General features: G+C 72.3%; 17 protein-coding genes. 4 read left to right on the top strand and 13 right to left on the bottom strand.

Translation table 11 applies throughout. The features are described 5' to 3' along the window. Nucleotides 1–29: 29 nt before the first annotated feature. Nucleotides 30–548, bottom strand: a complete 519-nt coding sequence (locus AB0M54_RS26860; protein WP_364312028.1) for a histidine phosphatase family protein — start codon at nucleotides 546–548, stop codon at nucleotides 30–32. 111 nt (nucleotides 549–659) lie between these two features. Between AB0M54_RS26860 and AB0M54_RS26855 the strand changes: the two genes are divergently transcribed. Then, nucleotides 660–938 carry a DUF6458 family protein gene (locus AB0M54_RS26855; RefSeq protein ID WP_364312026.1) on the top strand — a complete coding sequence of 93 codons (279 nt, stop codon included), beginning with the start codon at nucleotides 660–662 and terminating at the stop codon, nucleotides 936–938. 100 nt (nucleotides 939–1038) lie between these two features. Here the strand turns inward: AB0M54_RS26855 and AB0M54_RS26850 are convergent, their stop codons facing one another. Further along, nucleotides 1039–1866, bottom strand: a complete 828-nt coding sequence (locus AB0M54_RS26850) for an SDR family oxidoreductase (protein ID WP_364312023.1) — start codon at nucleotides 1864–1866, stop codon at nucleotides 1039–1041. A gap of 119 nt (nucleotides 1867–1985) precedes the next feature. Here AB0M54_RS26850 and AB0M54_RS26845 point away from each other — a divergent pair, with 119 nt between their 5' ends. Further along, entirely contained in the window at nucleotides 1986–2345 is a 360-nt protein-coding gene (locus tag AB0M54_RS26845) for a helix-turn-helix domain-containing protein (RefSeq protein ID WP_364316909.1), read from the top strand. On the opposite strand, the gene AB0M54_RS26840 is transcribed toward AB0M54_RS26845, so the two are convergent. After that, nucleotides 2330–2818, bottom strand: coding sequence for a MarR family transcriptional regulator (locus AB0M54_RS26840; protein ID WP_364474429.1), 489 nt, complete (start codon nucleotides 2816–2818; stop codon nucleotides 2330–2332). The two genes, AB0M54_RS26845 and AB0M54_RS26840, sit on opposite strands and share 16 nt — an antisense overlap. 80 nt (nucleotides 2819–2898) lie before the next feature. Between AB0M54_RS26840 and AB0M54_RS26835 the strand changes: the two genes are divergently transcribed. After that, the gene (locus tag AB0M54_RS26835; RefSeq protein ID WP_364474316.1) at nucleotides 2899–3519 is read left to right on the top strand and encodes an MMPL family transporter; all 621 of its coding nucleotides are present in this window, start codon (nucleotides 2899–2901) and stop codon (nucleotides 3517–3519) included. Then, on the top strand, nucleotides 3426–4466 hold the full coding sequence (locus AB0M54_RS26830) for an MMPL family transporter (RefSeq protein ID WP_364474314.1): 1041 nt from the start codon (nucleotides 3426–3428) through the stop codon (nucleotides 4464–4466). Before AB0M54_RS26835 ends, AB0M54_RS26830 begins: the two co-directional genes overlap by 94 nt. On the opposite strand, the gene AB0M54_RS26825 is transcribed toward AB0M54_RS26830, so the two are convergent. The 10 genes from AB0M54_RS26825 to AB0M54_RS26780 all read right to left on the bottom strand — a co-directional run bounded on the left by AB0M54_RS26825 (nucleotide 4438) and on the right by AB0M54_RS26780 (nucleotide 19703). Continuing rightward, nucleotides 4438–5241: a transglutaminase-like domain-containing protein gene (locus AB0M54_RS26825; RefSeq protein ID WP_364312018.1), complete on the bottom strand. Its 804-nt coding sequence runs from the start codon at nucleotides 5239–5241 to the stop codon at nucleotides 4438–4440. The two genes, AB0M54_RS26830 and AB0M54_RS26825, sit on opposite strands and share 29 nt — an antisense overlap. A gap of 39 nt (nucleotides 5242–5280) precedes the next feature. Then, complete coding sequence (locus AB0M54_RS26820) at nucleotides 5281–5958, bottom strand: hemolysin III family protein (RefSeq protein WP_364312015.1); 678 nt, start codon at nucleotides 5956–5958, stop codon at nucleotides 5281–5283. Nucleotides 5959–6012: 54 nt separating this feature from the next. Further along, nucleotides 6013–7776 carry an NHL domain-containing thioredoxin family protein gene (locus AB0M54_RS26815; protein WP_364474428.1) on the bottom strand — a complete coding sequence of 588 codons (1764 nt, stop codon included), beginning with the start codon at nucleotides 7774–7776 and terminating at the stop codon, nucleotides 6013–6015. An 8-nt stretch (nucleotides 7777–7784) separates the two neighbouring features. Further along, on the bottom strand, nucleotides 7785–11756 hold the full coding sequence (locus AB0M54_RS26810; protein ID WP_364474312.1) for a hypothetical protein: 3972 nt from the start codon (nucleotides 11754–11756) through the stop codon (nucleotides 7785–7787). A 405-nt stretch (nucleotides 11757–12161) separates the two neighbouring features. Next, on the bottom strand, nucleotides 12162–12299 hold the full coding sequence (locus tag AB0M54_RS26805) for a hypothetical protein (RefSeq protein WP_364312010.1): 138 nt from the start codon (nucleotides 12297–12299) through the stop codon (nucleotides 12162–12164). Between the two features lie 107 nt (nucleotides 12300–12406). After that, the gene (locus AB0M54_RS26800; protein WP_364312007.1) at nucleotides 12407–13792 is read right to left on the bottom strand and encodes a dihydrolipoamide acetyltransferase family protein; all 1386 of its coding nucleotides are present in this window, start codon (nucleotides 13790–13792) and stop codon (nucleotides 12407–12409) included. A 5-nt stretch (nucleotides 13793–13797) separates the two neighbouring features. Then, the gene (locus AB0M54_RS26795) at nucleotides 13798–14781 is read right to left on the bottom strand and encodes an alpha-ketoacid dehydrogenase subunit beta (protein WP_364316904.1); all 984 of its coding nucleotides are present in this window, start codon (nucleotides 14779–14781) and stop codon (nucleotides 13798–13800) included. Continuing rightward, entirely contained in the window at nucleotides 14778–15917 is a 1140-nt protein-coding gene (pdhA, locus tag AB0M54_RS26790) for a pyruvate dehydrogenase (acetyl-transferring) E1 component subunit alpha (RefSeq protein WP_364312006.1), read from the bottom strand. Before pdhA ends, AB0M54_RS26795 begins: the two co-directional genes overlap by 4 nt. Before the next feature lie 1517 nt (nucleotides 15918–17434). Further along, nucleotides 17435–18340 (bottom strand): hypothetical protein, encoded by a 906-nt coding sequence (locus AB0M54_RS26785; protein WP_364474310.1) that lies wholly within the window; start codon nucleotides 18338–18340, stop codon nucleotides 17435–17437. Between the two features lie 151 nt (nucleotides 18341–18491). Continuing rightward, nucleotides 18492–19703: a hypothetical protein gene (locus AB0M54_RS26780; RefSeq protein ID WP_364312001.1), complete on the bottom strand. Its 1212-nt coding sequence runs from the start codon at nucleotides 19701–19703 to the stop codon at nucleotides 18492–18494. Nucleotides 19704–19733 lie beyond the last annotated feature (30 nt).

Here is a 19733-nt window from a genome sequence, read left to right as displayed (position 1 = left end):
CTCCGATTCCACCCACGGCCCGCGGATACCTATCCGCGGGCCGTGTGCCGTTTCAGCAGGTCCATCGAGCCCGGTTCGGTGTCGGACCACAACAACCCCGAGTGGTGTATGGCCAAGCCGCACGTCTTGAGCCCGGTGAAGTCCGGATCCTCCCGGTCCGATCGCAATAGAACAGACACATCGGACATCGTGGGGTTGTGCCCGACGATCAGCACCGTGGCCACGTCGTCCGGCACCCGCCGCAGCAGGTCGATGACCTCGGTCCGGCCGCCCTCGTAGAGCCCGTTCTCGTAGTGCACCTCGGGCGACGGCGCGGACGGTGCCGCCTGGGCCAGCGCGACCGCGGCCGCGTGCCAGGTCTGCCGGGTGCGCGCGGCGGGCGAGCAGATGACCAGGCCCGGGGCCAGCCCCTCGTCGGCCAGCCAGGCTCCCGCGGCGTCGGCGTCGGCCGCCCCCTTCTCGGTGAGCCGCCGGTCGAAGTCCAGATGATCGCCGGGAGTCTCCGCCTTGGCATGGCGTAGCAGCACGAGCGTCCGCTTTTCCGTCATCTGATCAGCTTGCCTGATTGAGGATTCGGCCGCCGGGGTAAACACGGCATCGACGTACGACCGTGGAACACCGTTGCCACCACCCCGGCGGCATCCAGCTAGGAGGGCCCGATGGGCATCGGCGGAAGCATTTTCCTACTCGCGTTGGGCGCCATTCTGGCGTTCGCCGTGAACGCGGACATCAGCGGACTGGACATCAACGTCGTCGGCTATGTCCTCATGCTGGCCGGGCTGGTCGGCTTGATCGTCACCGTCTGGTTCTGGAACAGCCGGCGGCGCACCGTCGTGCAGGAGCGGACGCCGATCGTCCGCACCGACGGCCGGGTGGTGGACGAGGTCCGCACCGTCCGCCGCGAGGACCCGCCGCCGCCCCCCGGCTACGGCGCCTGAGCGAAGTACAGGTGTTGCCTATACGCGCTCAGAGCAGCTCTGAGCGCGTATAGGCAACAGGCGCGTGAAGGCGAAACAGGCGCGGATAGGCAACAGGCGGTTACAGCGCCGCTCGGATGGCGTCGGTGATCGGCGTCGCCGGGCGGCCGAGCAGTTCCTCGAGGTCGGCCGGGCCGGTCTCGAGGGCGCCGTTCGCCGCGCCGCGGTCGGCGTCGGAGATCACGGCGGCACCGCCCTCGGGCAGGCCGACGCCGATCAGGAACTCGGCGTACTTCTCCGGTGACAGGTCGGTGTAGGTCACCGGCTTGCCCGACAGCTCGGTGATCGTGGCGGCCAGCTCGGGCATGGTGAAGCCGGGTCCGCCCAGCTCGTACACCCGGGCCTCGCCCTTGATCAGCGCGGCGGCGGCCGCCTCGGCCAGGTCGGGCCGCGCGGCGGCGCTGATCCGCCCGTCGCCGGACGCGCCGAACAGGCCGTTCTCGACGGCGCCGCGGAAGTCGTAGTTCTCGTAGTACCAGCTGTTGCGCAGGAAGACGTGCGGCAGGCCGGACTCGCGGATCATCTGCTCGGTGGCCTGGTGTTCGCCGGCCAGGATCAGGTCGGACGTGTCGGCGTGGGCGATGCTCGTGTAGAGCAGCAGGGACACCCCGGCCGCCTTGGCCGCGTCGACCACGTTGCGGTGCTGCGGGATGCGCTTGCCGGGCTCGCTGCCCGAGACGAAGAGCACCTTCTCGGCGCCGTCGAAGGCCGCTCGCAGGGCCGCCGGGTCTTCGTAGTCGGCGTGCTCCGTGCGTACCCCCAAGTCTTTGATCTTCTCGATCCGGCGACCCGTGGCGACGATCTGGTCGGCCGGCACACCCCGCGCCAGCAGCGATTCGACGGCGTGGCGGCCGAACGGGCCGGTGGCTCCGGTGACGACGATGGTCATCTGATTCTCCTGCGATTGAACGGCGGATGACTGTCACCGGGAGACAACCGAGCAGGTGGAGGATCACTTCCCAACAGAGAGTGGGCACCTTGAAGTGCCGTACGTACCTGAGGGATAGTGTGCAGGTGGACGCCGATGTGTATTCGAAGAACTGCCCCAGCCGCCAGGTGCTCGACCGGATCGGCGACACCTGGAGCGTGCTCGTCGTGAGTCTGCTCAAGGACGGGCCGCAGCGGTACACCACGCTGCAACGCCAGATCGAGGGCATCAGTCCCAAGATGCTCACCCAGACGCTGCGCGGGCTGGAACGTGACGGTCTGCTGACGCGTACGGTGCACGCCGTGGTGCCGCCGCGGGTCGACTATGCGCTCACGCCGCTGGGCGAGAGCCTGCTCGGGCTGGTGGGCGCGCTCGAGACGTGGGCCACGACGCATATCGACGACGTGCAGGCGGCCCGGATGGCCTACGACGCGGCCTGATTCTTGCGGGTGGCGGTCACCGCGGCGATCATCCGGCGGACGACCGCGGTGGTGCGGGCCAGGTCTTCGGCGTCGACGTCGGCCGTGGCCGCGCGCATCCGGACGCCCAGCGGGGTGAAGAACTCGCCGGCCATCTGACGGGCCGGCTCGTGCATGGTGACCGTCACCCGGCGGCGGTCCCTGGGGTCACGGGTACGCCCGACATGCCCCGCCGCCTCCAGCCGGTCGACCAGGGCGGTCGCCGCGGCCGGGCTCAGGCCGAGGCGCTGGGCCAGCTCACCGATGGTGATCGGGCGGCCGGCGGCGTCGCCCGTGCTGATCCACATCACCGCGTTGAGGTCGCTGCGACCCAGGCCGTGCTCGCGGGCGAACGCGTCCACGAACACGTCGCTCTCGACCGTGAACACGCGGAGCGCGTCGATCAGGTCACTCAGAAGTTCATCCCGTTCCGGTTGCCGCGGCACGGCCGACATCATATCTTTTCCATCATCGAATATTTCGACGGTGGAAAGGTTCGGCATGTGGTTCCTCAGTCGGGGTTGGCGCCGGTCTCGTGCTGCTGGCCACCGTCCTGCTCTCCGGGCTGGCCTTCGCGTTCTCGCCGGCGCAACCCGACGCGTCGCCGACCGACGGCCTGCCCGCCGGGGCGCAGGCCACTGACGTCACCGCCCTCGCCGACCGCTTCCCCAGCGGCCGCGAGCTCTCCGCGATCGTCGTCATCGAGCGTGCTTCCGGCCGCCTCTCCGAAGCCGACAACGCGGCTGTCTCCGCGCTGGCCGGGACCCTGGAATCCCGTCCGGTTCCGTCTCCCGATGGTCAGGCGGCTCTCCTGCCGGTGACATTGCCGTCGGCCGACGCGGTTGACGATCTTCGAGCCCAGGTACGCGCGGCGAATCTGCCCGCCGGCCTCACCGGGCAGGTCACCGGCGGGGCGGCGTTCGGCCGCGACATCGCGGCCGCGTTCGAGGGCGCCGACGTCACGCTGCTGCTCGCCACGGCCGGGCGTTGGTGCTGGTGCCGCGCGGGGTGTTCTGGCCGGTCGTGCCGCGGGAGGGCAGCGCCGACCCGACATCGACCGGCGTGTGGGCGCGGGTCGCCCGGGTGGTCGGCCGCCGGCCCGCCGCGGTGCTGCTGGGCGCGATCGTCGTGCTGGGGGTCGGCTCGCTGGGCCTGACGAAGATCGACATTGGACTCGCGCAGACCGAGCAGTTCCGGGTGAAGCCGGAAGCGGTGACCGCACAGGAGGCGCTGGCGCGGCACTTCCCGGCCGGGGCGGCGCAGCCCGCGGTGATGATCGTTCCCGCTTCCGCCGCCTCCGCCGGCGATGTGGCCCGCACGATTCCCGGTGTGGCCGCGGTGCAACCGCCCGAGACGTCGGACGACGGCACCCTGCTCAAGTTTCCGGTGCAGCTGACCGACGACGCCGGGACGCCGGCCGCCGACCAGACAATCAAGCGGCTGCGCGAGGCGGCGCCGGCCGCCCTGGTCGGCGGGCAGCCCGCCGCCGACCTCGACGAGCGGACGGCCAACCTGCGCGACGACCGGGTGGTGGTGCCGCTGATCCTGGGCGTGGTGCTGCTGGTGCTGCTCATCCTGTTGCGATCGTTGCTGGCGCCGGTCCTGCTGCTGATCACCGTGGTGGCCTCGTACGCGGCCAGCCTCGGCGCGGCGGTCGTCGTGCTGCGCACCTTCTTCGACCAGCCCGGCCTGGCCAGCAGCGTGCCGTTGCTGAGTTTCCTGTTCCTGGTCGCCCTGGGCGTCGACTACAACATCTTCCTGATCACCCGGGCCCGCGACGAGACCAGGGCGCGCGGGGACACCCGGGCCGGGACGTTGCGGGCGCTCGCGGCCACCGGCGGCGTGATCACCTCGGCGGGCATCCTGCTGGCCGCGGTGTTCGCCGTGCTGGGCGTGCTGCCGGTGATCGTGCTGACCCAGATCGGCGTGATCGTCGGCCTGGGCGTGCTGATCGACACGCTGCTGGTGCGCACGATCGTGGTGCCGGCGCTGGCCCTGCTGCTCGGCGACACCTTCTGGTGGCCGTCCCGCCCGGCCGCCCGCGCCCGCCCCGCCGTCGATCCTCAACCCGCTTTCACGAGCGGCGGATCCGGGGATCGCTGAGGTAGACCTCACGAGCCGTCGACAGCGGGCCGCCGGCCGCGCTCACCGCCGCCAGCTCGTCGAGGAGGGCGACGTCGGCCGGCGGGAGCTGGTCGTAGTGGATCGGGATCAGGCCCCAGTTGTCCCAGGGCAGGGTCTCGACGGCGTTGAGGGCGGCCAGGTCGCGGATCACGTTGCCCTGCACCTCCCACATGCCGCTCAGCCCGGCCGAATGAACGCCCAGCGTGGCCGGGTCGCGGTGGCCGGCGCGACACTCCTGCCAGGCCTGGCCGCCGACCAGGAAGCCGTCTCTCGGCACGTCGAGCGGGTCGACCTCGAGCTTGGTGTAGGTGCCGGGGTCGGCGCTCGCCACCTGGGCGTCGATCAGGCGCCAGCCGTCGTCGTCCCAGACCTCGGCCACCCAGTGATCGTCGAACCAGCCCTCGGCGAAGTACCCGGCGAACCCGACCCGGGCGCGGGCCGGGCGGCCCTGCGCGCGGAGCATGGACACGAGAAGGACGGCGAAGTCGCGGCAGGTTCCGGCGAGACGCTCGGACGGCGGCTTCGGGTCGAGCCCGCCCAGGTGGGCCAGGATCGCTGCCACGTCGCGGGTGTCGGCCTCGGACCGGCGGGCCGGCGGCAGGTCGAAACCGAACGCCGCGGTGAGGTCGCGATGGACCACCAGGCCGCCGATGACCTGCGTCAGCGTCGCGACGTCGGGTGGCAGGCCGTCGAAGGCCGGGCCGCCCGGATCGGTGGTGGGGCTCTGCCGCCGGTAGAAGTCCAGATCGTCCATGCCGACGACCCTAGGACGCGGGTACGACAGAAAGGACGCCTAGGCGAACAGGGCGAAATAGATGGCGATGTGGTGGCAGAGGGCCGCGACCAGCGTGCAGGCGTGGAAGAACTCGTGGTGGCCGAAGACCGTCGGCCAGGGGTTGGGGCGGCGCAGGGCGTAGAAGACCGCGCCGGCGCTGTAGGCGACACCGCCGGCGCAGAGCAGGACCAGGGCGGCCACGCCGCCGTTGGCCAGGACCTGCGGCATGATCGCCACGGCGCCCCAGCCCAGGGCCAGGTAGAGCGGGGCGCTCACCCAGCGGGGCAGGTGCGGCCAGATCATCTTCAGGGCCACCCCGCCCAGGGCGCCGACCCAGATCAGGGTCAGGGTGAGGAGCGCCTGGGACGACGGGAGGAGCAGGACGCAGAACGGGGTGTACGTGCCGGCGATGAAGATGAAGATCATCGAGTGGTCCATGCGGCGCATGATCTGGTAGCCGCGTTCGGACCACACCCGGCGGTGGTAGAGCGCGCTGATGCCGAACAGGCCCAGCACCGTCACGCTGTAGACGAGGCAGGCGAAGAACGGGGCGAGGCCCGGCCGGCTCGCCGCGATCGAGCAGAGGACCGCTCCGCAGGCGAGCGCGACGAAGAACGCGAACTGGTGCAGCCGGCCGCGCATGCGCGGCTTGCCGAGGTCGGCAGGCTTCATCCGGAAGGGCGTCTGAGTCGTCACGCTCTCCAGGTTACGACACCGTAGGTTACCTGCAAGTAGGGTTAAGTCGCATAGTCACGCGTCAAGGCCCCGCAGGACCAGTGGCAACCGGACATCGCCGTCAGAACCGACCACGATGGGTACGCCCCAGTCCTGTCTCGTGAGGTGACAGGCCGCATGTTCCACGTCGGCGTCGCAGGTGGCGGCCTGGGCCACCACCTGAAGCACGCCGGTGCCCTCGGCGAGAACGAGGCGGCGGCTCAACTGGGTCGTCACGCCGCCACCCTCGACCAGCAGGCCGGGCGGCGAGGCGGAAACGGTCAGCCGGGTGGACGGGCCGAACTGCTCGTCCAGCTTCTGACCCGGCGCCGGCGTGAAGATCACATCGAGCGTCACCTCGCCGGCGGCCAGGAGCGACGGCGGGCGCTCGGTCCGCTGCCGCTCGCCGCTGACCGTGCTGCTCACCGCGCCGGGGGCCAGCCGCACGACACGATGGGCCCCGGACTCGACGACCAGCACCTCGCCGGCGCCGGTGACCAGGACGTCGCTCGGCTCGGCCAGGCCGGAGTCGATGGTCGACACGGTCCGCGTGGCCGGGTCGTAGCGGCGGATCGCCCCGTTGTAGGTGTCCGCGATCAGCACGTCGCCGTCCGGGAGGGCGGCCACCCCGAGCGGATGCTGGAGCAGCGCCTCGGCCGCCGGGCCGTCCACGTGCCCGAAGTCGAACAGGCCCTGCCCGACCGCGGTGTGCATCTCGCCGTTCTCGATCCAGCGCAGCGCGGACGTCTCGCTGTCGGCGATCCACAGCCGGTCGCCGGCCGCGGACAGGCCGGACGGCTGCGCCATCCAGACGTCGGGGATCGGTCCGTCGCGGAGGGACTCGACGGTGGTGCCGGCATAGACCCCGACCGTACGGCGAACTGGGTCGAACCACCACAACTGGTGGATGCCGGCCATCGCGATGATCACCTTGTCGTCGAACCAGGCCAGGTCCCACGGCGAGGAGAGGTCGGCGGCCAGCGCGTCGTGCGCATGATCGTCCACGGTGGAGCGCCACGGCCGGCCGCTGCCCGCCACCGTGGTCACCTCGCCGGTGTCGAGCTTGAGCCCGCGCAGCAGGTGGTTGACGGTGTCCGCGACGATCACGTCGTACCCGGCGATCTCGGCGGTCTTCTCCGGCAGCAGCAACAGACCCTGGGGTTCGGCGAAGCCACCTTCGAAGCGGCGGATCTCCGTCTGACCGGTGGGATCCAGGGAAACGACCGCATGCCGGGCCGAGTCGGACACCAGCAGATTGCCGTCGGGCAGCTCGATCGCCTTGCCCGGGAAGCGCAGCATCGTCTCGGCGGGCGCCGGCGACACGTACGGCGAATCACCGACCCGCAGGCCACCCTGCCCGACCAGTTCGTCGATCAGCCGGGACAGCCCCTCGGCGTGCCCCTCGCCGGCCATCGACGCGACCAGGTAGCCGTGCTGGTCGATCACCGCGAGGGTGGGCCACGCCTTGGCCGCGTACTGCTGCCACATCGTCATGTCGACGTCGTCCAGCACCGGGTGGTGCACGCCGTAGCGCTCCACCGCCGCGGCCAGCGCCGCCGGGTCACGCTCGTGCTCGAACTTCGGCGAGTGCACGCCGATCACGACCAGCACATCGCCGTACTTCTGCTCCAACGGCCGCAACTCGTCCAGCACGTGCAGGCAGTTGATGCAGCAGAAGGTCCAGAAGTCGAGCAGCACGATCTTGCCGCGCAGGTCGGCCAGAGTGACCGCCGCCCCGCCGGTGTTCAGCCAGGCGCGGCCACGCAACTCCGGGGCCCGCACCCGCGGGCCCTTCGCGATGTCGGCCATCAGGGGCGCGGCTTGAGGCAGAGCACCTGCGTGCGGCCGTCGCTGGTGGGATTCAGCACGTACGGCTGGCCCGGGTCGGCGCACTTCTCCTTGGCGTCGGTCACCGACACCACCTCAAAGGCGCCCGGCTCGGTGCAGACCGACTTGACCGCCTCGTCACCGTCCCGCTTCACGCACTCGCCGGCCGTCACCTCGAACCCGGCGGCACCGCTGTCGTCACCACCCGAGAACAGGTAGACCAGCCCGAACACCAGGCCGAGACCGAGTACGCAGACCAGCACCACGATCAGCACGATCGGGAACATCCGCACCTTGTTCGGCGGGGTCTCCACCTTGGCCGGCGGGGCCTCGGACTCGGGCCGGAACTGCTCGAACCGGCTCTGGTCGTCGGGCACCGGGGGCGCCCAGTTCGTGGTGGCATCCGGGCCGGGCGGGCTGACCGTGCCCGGCGCGCCCGGGTAGACGCCACCCATCCGCGGGCGCTCGCCCTCCATCCCCGGCGGGGGCGGCTGGGCGCCGGGCGGCGGGAAACCGTCCACATGCGGCGGTGCGGCGTGCATCTGGGGCAGCGCGCCCGGCGGCACGTACGGGTCCGGACGGCCGCGACCGGAGATGTCGGTCGTGTGCTCGCCGTAGTGATCGTTCGAGCCGGGCGGCGGACCGACCGGGCCCACCGGCATCGGCGGCATACCCGGCGGCGGCGGTCCGGCCGGCCGGCTGCGGCCGGCCACGTCGGTGGTCAGCTCCGAGAACGGCGGGCCGCTCGGCGCGTCCGGCGGGTTGACCCGGGCGCTCGCGCCCGGCCTCGCCTGTCCTGGTGATTGCGGCGCGGCCGGCGGGGGTCCGCCACCCGGGCGCTGGTACAGGGCGTGGTCCTGCGGCCCGCCCGGTCCGGGTTTGTCCGCCTCGGACCTGGCCTTCTTGTCCCACGGCCAGGCGCCGTCGTCCTCGGGCTGGTCGTCCGGCGGCGTCGGCCCGGCCGGCCTGCCGTAGACGCGGGCCTGGGGTGTCGGGGCCGCCGGGACCTCGTCGCGGGAGACGCCGCGGCCGCCCATCGGCACGGAGGCGCTGGCCGAGACCGGGCGTGCGGTGCCCTTGGCCGGGCCGCCCTGGTCGCTGGGGTCGCGCGGCTGCGGGACGCCGCGGGCCTCGCCGGAGGTCGGCGCGGGCGGGAAAGCCGCGCCGAAGGGTCCGTCGGGGTCGTTCTCGTCGGGTCCGCTCGGCTGCGCGGGGGTCCCGCTGGTGGCAAACGACGCTCCGGGTACGCGCTGAGCACCGAAAGCGTTGCCACCCTGGTCGCCGAACGGCGACGCGGCCTCGTCCCCGGGCCGGCCGAAGGGTTGTCCGGCCTCGTCCCCGGGCCGGTTGCCGTCGCCGGGCCGACCGCCGAACGGGCCGCCCGAGGATGGCTGGCCGCCGAAGGCTTCGTCTCCGGGGCGGCTGGCGAACGGGCTGCCTGAGGACGGGTCGGTGCCGGGGCGGCTGCCGTAGGTTGAGGCGGCTTCCTCGCCGGGCCGCGCGCCGAACGGGCTGCCCGGCTGGTCGGCGCCGGGGTGGCTGCCGAAGGGTGATGCCGCTTCGTCGCCAGGCCGGGCGCCGAAGGGCCCACCCGAGGACGGGTCGGTGCCGGGGCGGCTGCCGTAGGTCGAGGCGGCTTCGTCGCCGGGCCGGGAGCCATAGGGGTCGTTGCCCGGTCGGCTGCCGAAAGGTCCGCCTGAGGACGGGTCGGTTCCCGGGCGAGCGCCGAAGGTTCCGCCGGATGACGGGTCGGTGCCGGGGCGGGCGCCGAACGGGCCGGAGGCGGGCTCGTCGCCGGGGCGCGGGCCGAACGGACCGGACGCGGCCTCGGCGCCGGGGCGTGGGCCGAACGGGCTCGCGGATGCCGCATCGTCGTCGAACGGGTTGCCCGACGCCGGGTCGTCGCCGGGGCGGGAGCCGTAGGAGCCGGCCGACGCGCCATTGGCGCCCGGGTGACCGCGGAACGGGTTGTCCGAGGCCAGGTCGTCGCCGGGGCGGGAGCCGAACTGGCCGGCTGCCGCGTCCGAGCCGTCGAACGGGTTGCCCGAGGCGGACTCGTCACCAGGGCGCGATCCGAACTGGCCGACCGCTGCGTCAGAGCCCGGACGACCGCCGAACGGGCCGGGGTCAGAACCGGGGTGACCACCGAAGGGGCCGCCGGACGCGGGGTCGCCTGGGCGTGAGCCGAACGGCGGCTCCGCGCCGGGGCGTGAGCCGAAGGGCGATCCCGAGGCGGGCTCGTCGCCGGGGCGGGCGCCGAACGGCGAGGGGTCGTTGTCGGGGCGTGCACCGAAGGCGTGGCCGTCACCGGGGCGCTGACCGAACGGGGGTTCGTCGCGAGAGCGGGAGCCGAACGGAGGTTCGTCGCGAGAGCGGGAGCCGAACGGGGGCTCGTCGTCAGAGCGGGAGCCGAACGGGGGCTCGTCGTCAGAGCGGGAGCCGAACGGGGGCTCGTCGCCGGGGCGTGAGCCGAACGGTGAAGCGGAGGCGGCCTCGGCGGCGGGCGGCGGGCCGAACGGGGAACCGGCCGACGGGTCGTTGCGCGGGCCGAACGGGGTGCCGGCCGCGGGCTGCTCCCCAGGGCGGGCGCCGAACGGTGGCCCACCGGCGGCGGCCTGGTCGTCGGGGCGGGAGCCGAACACCGGTCCTCCGGGGACGGCCTGGTCGTCGGCGGGCGGGCGGGCGCCGAACGGTGGGCCGCCGGCCGCGGGCTGGTCGTCGGGGCGGGATCCGAAGGGCGACTGGCCGGACGGCGGCCCGAAGGACGGGTCGGGCTCGTCGCCGGGGCGCTGGCCGAAGAGGGCGCCGGCGCCGGGGGCGTTGCCGGCGCGCGGACCGAACGGTCCGTCGTCGTCGGTGACCTGGCCGAAGACCGAGCCGCTCGGCTTGCCGAAGACTGATCCGCCGGCCGAGGGCTGGTCACTCGGCGTAGCGGACGGAGGGGGCGGAGCCTGGTCGGGTGACGGCGGTTCGCCACGGCGAGTGAGGCCGAACACACTTCCGCCCTGGGGTGGCTCGGCGGCGGGACGGACGCTCGTGAAACCGGAGAACGACGAGACGCTCGCGGGGGTGGACGGCTGGCGCTGAGGGAGCGGGCCGCCGCCCTGGGAGACCGACGGCTGCTCCGGCGACGGGCGCTGCGGCAGCGAGCCGAACGGCGACTCGCCGGCCGGCGGCGCGGCGTCGCCCAGAGAGGAAGAGCGCTGCGGGAGACCATCGGCGGCCTCCGCGCGCGGGGCGGCCCCGTCGAGGGAGGTCGGGCGCTGGGCCGGCTGGCCGAAGGGCGAGTCGCCACTGGACTGGGGGCGTTGCGGGGCGCCACCGAAGGGGGAGTCGCCAGGAGACTGGGGGTGCTGGGGGGCGCCGCCGAAGGACGAGTCGGCCGAGGGCTGGCGGATCGGCAGTTCGCCGGGGTGGCCGTTGCTCAGGCCGGAGCCGGGCTGGCGCTGGGGCATGCCCTGGTCACCCGGGGGAGGGAAGCCGGGGCCGCTGGTCAGTGTCGCGCCGGGCACCCGGGACTGCTGGTCGCCGAAGGGGCGCTGGCCACGGGTGGGTGAACCGGCGGCGAAGCCGGTGTAGTCGCCGGTGCGGGCGCCCGACCGGTACGGGTGTTCGTCCGGCTCGTCGCCGGGAGCGCCGGAAGGGCCGGCGCCAGGACCGGAAGAGCCGGCCGCGCCAGGACCGGAAGGACCGGCCGCGCCGGGAAGAGCGCCGGGGAGGTCAGCGCCGTAGCGGGTGCCGGGCGCGTCGGGGAACTGGCGGCCCGGAGGCGGCGGAACGGCCGGCACCACGAAGGGCGAGCCGCCGTTCGGGGTGCTCTGCGGCGGCGGGCCGTACGTGTGTGGTTCGTGCTCGCCGTCGGAGTCCGGCGGGAAGCCCTCCCCACCCGGAGCGCCGTTGCCCGACGTGGCCTCGGCCGGTTGCCGACCGGCGTGGTGCCCCTCGGACGTCATATCCGCCTCCTCCATCGCTTCTCGGCCGGACGGCATCGCGGAAGGAAACCCGCCCGCCGGGGTGCGCACCCTCGGCGGCCGTGCCCATCGACCGGCCTGGCCGTGCGGGACCGCCGGCCGTGGGGAGCGGACGCCGGATCCCGGTCGCGGCCCCCGGCGGAACCCTCCGACCGGGCTGGCGACCGTGCCCAACCGTACCGGGCGTTGCGGCCGGTCGGAACTCCGGTGTACGTCCGTAGGCGTCACATTCCGTACCTATCGGAAGGCCGGAAAAAGATGGCCCGCCCGGGCTGAGCCGGGCGGGCCATGATCGCCGCTGGGGGGCAGCGATGGGGGAAAGCGCCTGGTTCCACGTTCGCTTCCGGGGCGCTTGCGCTGGTGGCGAATGTGGAACTGGGGTTCGGTCTAGGAGAAGTGCCGCTGCGTGAAGATCGCGATCTCATCACGCATGGTCTGGGTCGGAGCCGACTGCCACGCGCGCTGGAGAGCGCGGTTCTCACGGGAGATAACGCGGCGGCGGCGGATGCGGTCGATCATGCTCACGGTGTTTGCTCCTCGTCTTCCGGTACACCACGAGTGTGGCTCGCCGGAAGACGAGTTGCCAAACGATTAGAGGGTGACGCCGAGCACCCGCCTAAGAATCGTAGGTATTAGGTCCAGGAGAGCAAAGCTTCCTCGGGGTCTTCGAGGAACCGGCCGATGTCGCGGAGGAACTTGCTGCCCAGCTCACCGTCGATGATCCGGTGGTCGAAGGACAGCGCGAGCGTGGTCACCTGACGGATCTTGATCTTGCCCTTGTGCACCCACGGGGTGGGGCGGATCACGCCGAAACAGAGGATCGCCGCCTCGCCGGGCGGCAGGATCGGCGTGCCGGCGTCGACCCCGAAGACCCCGACGTTGGTGATCGACAACGTGCCACCGGCCATGTCGGACGGTGGCGTCTTCCCGGTCTTCGCCACCTGGACCAGGGAGTTCAGCGCCTCGGCGAGCTCGCGGAGGGTGAGCGCGCCGGCGTCCTTGACGTTCGGCACGATCAGCCCGCGCTCGGTGGCCGCGGCGATGCCCAGGTTCACGTAGTCCTTGACGATGATCTCGCCGGTGTCGCCGGACCAGGTCGAGTTGACCATCGGGTGCCGCTTGACCGCGACCAGCACCGCCTTGGCCACCAGCAGCAGCGGCGAGACCCGCAGGTCGCGGAACTCGCGGCGGTCCTTGAGCCGGTCGAGCGCCCTCATTGAACGGGTGACGTCGACCGTGAGCCACTCGGTGACGTGCGGCGCGGTGAACGCCGAGGCCACCATGTTCTGAGCGGTCAGCTTTCGGACACCCTTGATCGGGATGCGCTGTTCGCGAGAGCCGGCTTCCGGAGCCGCGACCGGTTGGACAGCGGCGTGCACGTCCTCACGGGTCACCGAGCCGGACGGGCCGGTGCCGACCAGCCCCGACAGGTCGACGCCCAGGTCACGGGCCAGCTTGCGCACCGGCGGCTTGGCCAGGACGCGGCCGTTGGCGGGCGCGGCGGGAGCCGGGGCCGCGGTGGTCGTAACCGGGACGTCGCGGGGCGGCGTGACGGGCGAGGGGCTGGGCGCGGTGAGAGGACGAGCAGGCGCTGTGGGCGTACCCAATCTGGTTCGTCTCTTCGCGGTTGTGGTTTTCGGGCCGTAACCCACCAGCACCGCGGTCCGCCCGCCGGGCGCCGCACCACCGATCAGGCCGGGCTCGACCATCCCCTCCTCGGGGGCGACCTGCACCTCGGCCAGCGTCTCGGGTGACGGCGCCGGACCCGCGGACGGATCCGTGTCGATCGCCACGATCGGCGAGCCGACCTCGACCGTCGTGCCGGCCTCGACGTAGATCTTGGCGACCCGGCCGCCCCACTTCGCCGGGATCTCGACCGCCGCCTTGGCCGTCTCGACCTCGACGATCGGCTGGTTCAGCTCGATCAGGTCGCCCACCTTGACCAGCCAGGACAGGATCTCGCCCTCGGTCAGACCCTCGCCGAGGTCGGGCAGGTTGAACTCCTTGATCCGCGACATCGGGGTCACCACCCGAACGCGCGGTCGACGGCGTCCAGCACCCGGTCGAGATCAGGCAGGTACTCCTCCTCGACGCGGGCGGCCGGATAGGGGATGTCGTAGCCGGTCACGCGCAGCACCGGCGACTCGAGCGAGTAGAAGCACTCCTCGCTGACCCGGGCCGCGATCTCGGCGCCCAGGCCCAGGTTGCCCGGCGCCTCGTGCACCACGATGCAGCGCCCGGTCTTCCGGACCGAGGCGAAGACCGGATCAAGATCGAGGGGCGAGAGGGTACGCAGGTCGATCACCTCGAGCTGCCGGCCGTCCTCGGTCGCCGCCTCGGCCGCGTCCAGAACCGTGCGGACCATCGGCCCGTAAGCGACGATCGTGGCGTCCGACCCTTCGCGGACCAGCCGCGACGCGTGCAGCGGGAAGTCGGCCGCGGCCTCGAGCTCGACCTGGCCCTTCTCCCAGTAGCGGCGCTTCGGCTCGAAGAACACGATCGGGTCGTCCGAGGCGATCGACTGCTGGATCATCTGGTACGCCTCGGCCGGGTTCGAGCAGGTCACCACCTTGAGGCCGGGCGTGTGCGAGAACAGCGCCTCGGGTGACTCGGAGTGGTGCTCGACCGCGCCGATGCCGCCGCCGTACGGGATCCGGATCACGATCGGCAGCGCCACGTTGCCGTTGGACCGGTAGAACATCTTCGCGACCTGGGTCACGATCTGGTCGAAGGCGGGGAAGACGAAGCCGTCGAACTGGATCTCGCAGACCGGCCGGTAGCCGCGGATGGCCAGGCCGATCGCGGTGCCGATGATGCCGGACTCGGCCAGCGGGGTGTCGATCACCCGCTCCTCGCCGAAGTCCTTCTGCAGCCCGTCGGTGATCCGGAAGACGCCGCCCAGCTTGCCGACGTCCTCGCCCATCACGATGACCTTGGGGTCACGCTCCATGGCGCGGCGAAGCCCGTGGTTGAGCGCCTTGCCCATGCTCAGAGTCTCGGCCATCAGTGCGCACTTCCCTCGAACGAGGCGTGGTAGGCGGTGAACTCGGCCCGCTGCCGGTCGATCGTGGCCGAACCGGTCGGGTAGACGTTGTCGAACATCGAGATCGGCTGCGGGTCGGGCATCTCCAGCACCCGCTCGCGCAGGTCGAGGGCGAGCGTCTTGGCCGTCTCGTCCACCTCGGCGAAGAAGTCGTCGCCGGCGATCTGCTGCTTGGTGAGGAACGCCCGCATCCGCGCGATCGGATCCTTGGCCTTCCAGGACTCCATCTCGCTGGCGATCCGGTAGCGCGACGGGTCGTCGGAGGTGGTGTGCGCGCCCATTCGGTACGTGTACGCCTCGATCAGCGTCGGCCCCTGGCCGGTGCGCGCCTGGTCGAGCGCCGTCTTGGTGACCGCGTAGCTGGCCAGCACGTCGTTGCCGTCGACCCGGACGCCCGGGAAGCCGTAGCCCATCGCCCGCCGGTACAGCGGCACCCGGGTCTGCCGCTCCAGCGGCTCGGAGATCGCGTACTGGTTGTTCTGGCAGAAGAACACGATCGGGGCGTGGAAGACACTCGACCAGACGAACGCCTCGTGCACGTCGCCCTGGCTGGTCGCGCCGTCGCCGAAGTAGGCGATCGCGGCCTCGCCGTCCGGGGTGCCGGTCTTGCCGTCCATCGTGATGCCCATGGCATAACCGGTGGCGTGCAGGCACTGCGCGCCGATCACGATCGTGTAGGTGTTGATGCGGAACTCCAGCGGGTCCCAGCCGCCCTGGTCGACGCCGCGGAACAGGCCGAACGGCATGATCGGGTCGACGCCACGGGTATAGAGCACGCCGTGCTCGCGGTAGGTCGGGAACGCCATGTCGTTCGTGCGCATCGCCCGGCCCGAGCCCACCTGAGCCGCTTCCTGGCCGAGGAGGCTGGCCCAGAGCCCGAGCTCGCCCTGACGCTGCAGGGCGACCGCCTCGGCGTCGAGCCGGCGCACCGTGACCAGGTCGCGGTAGAGGCCGCGGTACTCGTCGTCGGTGAAGTCGACGGTGTAGGTCACGCCGTCGTCGGTGGTGACGCTGTCGACGCGTTCGCCGTCCGGGGTGAGCAGCTGGACGAAGCCGCCGGCCGGAGCGTCCGCACCGGCCTCGCTATCGCCGTTCGCCATCTGTGTCTCCCTGTTCATCTCGTGCCCACGGCGGGGGTAGCCCGTCCGCGCGGCGGAACCGCTGGGGTGCCGCGCCTGACCCTGGTGAGGCTGCCGCGCGGCTCGCCGGCAGGAGTCACGCCCCCTGCCGGGGAGTGACGGCCCGCACCCTCGCCTCGCTGGTCGGCGAATGCGACGGCGGCGGTGCCGTCTGGTCCCCATCCTGGCAGAGAACGTGAGCCCCGTTACAGGTCGGGTCGATCACACTAACGAAATTCTGCTGTTACCTCGCAGCGGCGCTTTGTCCGGGTACGCCGCTTTTGGGCTCGGCCTTCCGCGCGAAACGCTCTTGGCCGCCGCTGCCTCCTAGCTCCCCCGTCGTTCACCCCACCAGCAGGCAGATCGGTGTTGATCTTTCTCTGGGGGAGCGGCGAGTGGTGCAGGAACCTGGCGACGACGGGCTGGTGCCCCCGATCAAGGTGCTCCGCCGGCGCCTGAACGGGGTATACCGCGCCGACGGGTTCCGCGGACCGACCCGTCGGTACGTCCTCATGGTGGCGCTGCTGGTCGGCCTGGCGTCACTGCCCACCCTGGCGGCCATCACGGCCGGCTCGAACGAACTCGACGACGGCCGCACGGGCGCCATGGACGTCCCGTTCCTGCCGCTGCCGTCGTCCGGGCCGGTGATCCCGATCCTCCCCGACCCGCCGCTGGACCCGTCGGCCGAGCCCGCCACTCCACCACCGTCCTCCGCTGGGCCCTTTGCCGGGCCGTCCGCTGGGCCGTCCGCTGGGCCGTCCGCTGGGCCTTTGGCCGCCGGGCCGTCCGCCGCTAGGCCCGAGAAACCCAAACCTCAAAAACCCCCGCTGGGGTACGCCCAGAGCACTCCGCCGGGGCGCCCGGGCGGGTCGGCGTCCCACCCGGCACCTCACCGTCCCACCTCATCGGCCAAGCCACAAGATCATCAGGACGAGTGGGGCTGGCTGCCGGCCGGTGGGTCCGGCAAGCCGGGCGGCGGATCTTCGAAGCCCGGTGGATCTTCGAAGCCCGGCGGCTCCGGGAACCCCGGCGGGTCCGGGACCGGCTCCGGCAAGCCCGGCGGCTCGGGCAAGCCTGGTGGGTCCGGGAAGCCTGGTGGGTCCGCGCCCGGTTCTGAGAAACCCGGTTCTGGGAAGCCCGGCGGCTTGGCACCTGGCTCCGGTGAGCCTGGCTCTGGCGAACCTGGCTCCGACGAGCCCGGCTCTGGCGAACCTGGTTCCGACGAGCCTGGTTCGGGGGAGCCCGGCGGCGACGAGCCTGGTGGGTCGGGCGCACCGCATGAACCGTCGGAGCCCGATGAGCCGTCGCAGCCTGGCGATGGTTGGCCGTGGACTCCGGATGAGCCGGTGCCCGGTGGAGATGATCAAAGCGACGACGAGCCCGCCTCGCCGGGGTTCCCGATGAAGCCGGTGCACCAGCCGCCGGGAACGCCGACCCGGCCCGATGAACCGCCGTTCCGCCCAGCACAGCCGCCCTGCCACGACCGGGGCAAATGCGGGTCACGGCCGTCGCATCACCACCGCCCCGACTGGTCGAACCACAAACACTGCGACGACGCCTCGCACCGGTCCCACTGGTCGCACCACCAGGACGGCGACGACAACGAGATCACCGTCCGCGTCGAGCCCACCGGCCGCCACGGCAAGCGCCGGACCATCCGCGAGCAGCCCACTGACTGGCAGGCCGCTCCCCAGCGCGCCGCCCGCGACAAAGCGGACTCCGATCGTGCCGGCCGCCGCGGCAGGCAGGCCAGCGACGCCCGCGGTCCAGCGAGGCCGGTCAAGAACCGCGCCGCGGATCGTCACCACGGACGCGATGAAGCCGAGGCCAACACCGGTCGTGCAGCAGACCGGGCCAGCAGTCGCGCCAAAGCGAATCCCACCAGCGACCGCGACGCGGATCGAGTCGGCGGGGGCCGTGGTGACGCGGGCCGTGGTGACGTGGACCGTGGTGACGGGGACCGTGGTGACGTGGACCGTGGTGACGGGGACCGTGGTGACGTGGACCGCGGTGACGGGGACCGCGGTGAGAGGGACGCCCGCGGAGGGCACCACGACGGCGGACTGGACAAAAAGGACAGCGTCGCCAAGCGCGGGAAGTCGCAGAAGTTCGTGAGCTCGATCGTCGCCCGCCGGTCGCCCGACCGGTCCGAATCCACCCGGAGGTCTTCCGTGGCCGAGCGCCCGCACAACGTCCGACCCGCCCGTTCCGCCGAGCGCACCCACAACAGCCGGCGCTACCACCACGCCGCCGAGACGCGCCCGGATGAGCCGCAGTCGGGTGGCCGTTCCTACCGCGGACACCACCGCGCCGAGAGCCGGCACGGCGTCGACGGCCAGCACCGCGCGGACGAATCCTGGGCGGTCAGCCACCACGGCCGCCACCACGCCGGGCAAACCCGCCACCAGTGAGTGGTGCCTATAGGTGCGCAGAGCAGCTCTGCGCACCTATAGGCACCAGGGCAGGTCAGTCGCCTGGGCGCCGCAAAACGATCCTGCGCATCAGTGCAGGTCAGTCGCCTGGGCGCACGGAGACGACCCGACGCGTCAGGGCGGGTCAGTCGCCGTTGAGGCGGTGGCGGTTCTGGTCGATCCAGGCGTCGATGGCGTCCGCGTCGTTGGGGTCGACGCCCTCGGAGATGAGCTGGGCCACGGCCGCGGTGGCGGGGCTTCGCCGTTCGCCGGTGGCGTAGAGGCGGGCGAACTCGGGGATCATCTCCTCGACCACGTCGTCGATCTGTTCGCCGGCGGCCATGGGCAGGCCGCGCATGCGGACCGCGTACGAGCTCCAGGCCCGGGTGACCCTCGGCAGCATCGCGGCGTCGTCCATGTCGAGGACGGCGCGCCGGTGCACCCAGTCGAGCAGGAACAGCCCGGCCACCGCGGGGCTCCAGCGCAGCGGGTCGGCGTCGGGCAGGCTGCTCGCGTGGTCGGTGATCAGGCTCAGGCAGAAGTGCAGGCTGGCCAGCTCGTCGTCGTTGCGCAGCTCGTCGAGGCCGAACCGGGTCGCCTCGGGTGACGACATGAAGTCGCGCATCAGCTCGGGCACGCTGCGGGTGGGCGGCTCGGGCAGCCGCGGCACCGTCGAGGCGGGCAGGGTCTGCAGGCGGGACACGGCCAGGGCGCGGTCGGTGGCCAGCGAGCCTTCGGACGGGAGGTCGGTCAGCCCGTCGGTGATCTCCAGGTGGCGGTCGACCTCGTGCCGGAGGCGGGCCGGGTCTTCCTCGCGGAACCAGGTCAGCTCGTCGGCCGCGCACATCTCGCGGACCTGGCCGAGGATGCGCGAGGCGGGACTGCCCACGTACAGGTCCTTGGCGATGCCGATGTTGTGGTCGACCAGGGCCACCAGGGCGTGGTCGGCGCCGCCGTCGGTGCTGTCCTCGTACGCGAAGGTGACCAGGTAGGACGTCTGGTCGCCGTACACGTCGCCGTAGGCGTAGCAACCGGTGGCCCGGACCCGCCCCACCTGGTCGGTCCAGGCCGGCGCCTGCGAACCGGGCCGCACCTCGCCCGCGCCGGCCGCCTCGGGCACCAGCCGGGCGAACACCGAGCGGATCGCGGTGGCCGATGCCGTGCGGCGGCGGGTGGTCGCGCCGAGGAAGTTGCCGACGAAGTCTTGCACCGCCGCGGCGCGATCGTGTTCCGCCACCGCGTAGACGCTTCCGAGCAGCGCGGTCGCGAGCATCTCGGCGTCCAGCGCGCAGTCGAGCTTTGCCACGTCACGGGCCGCGTGCAGGACCGCTTCGTACGGTGTCTGAGGGGCCGCCATGCCGCGAGCGTACTCGTCCCCGGGCCTGCT

The organism is Actinoplanes sp. NPDC051470 (assembly GCF_040682035.1).
In the GTDB taxonomy this organism is placed as follows: domain Bacteria; phylum Actinomycetota; class Actinomycetes; order Mycobacteriales; family Micromonosporaceae; genus Actinoplanes.
The sequence above is the reverse complement of the archived record's forward strand: the minus strand, read 5'-3'. Positions and strand labels throughout refer to the sequence as shown.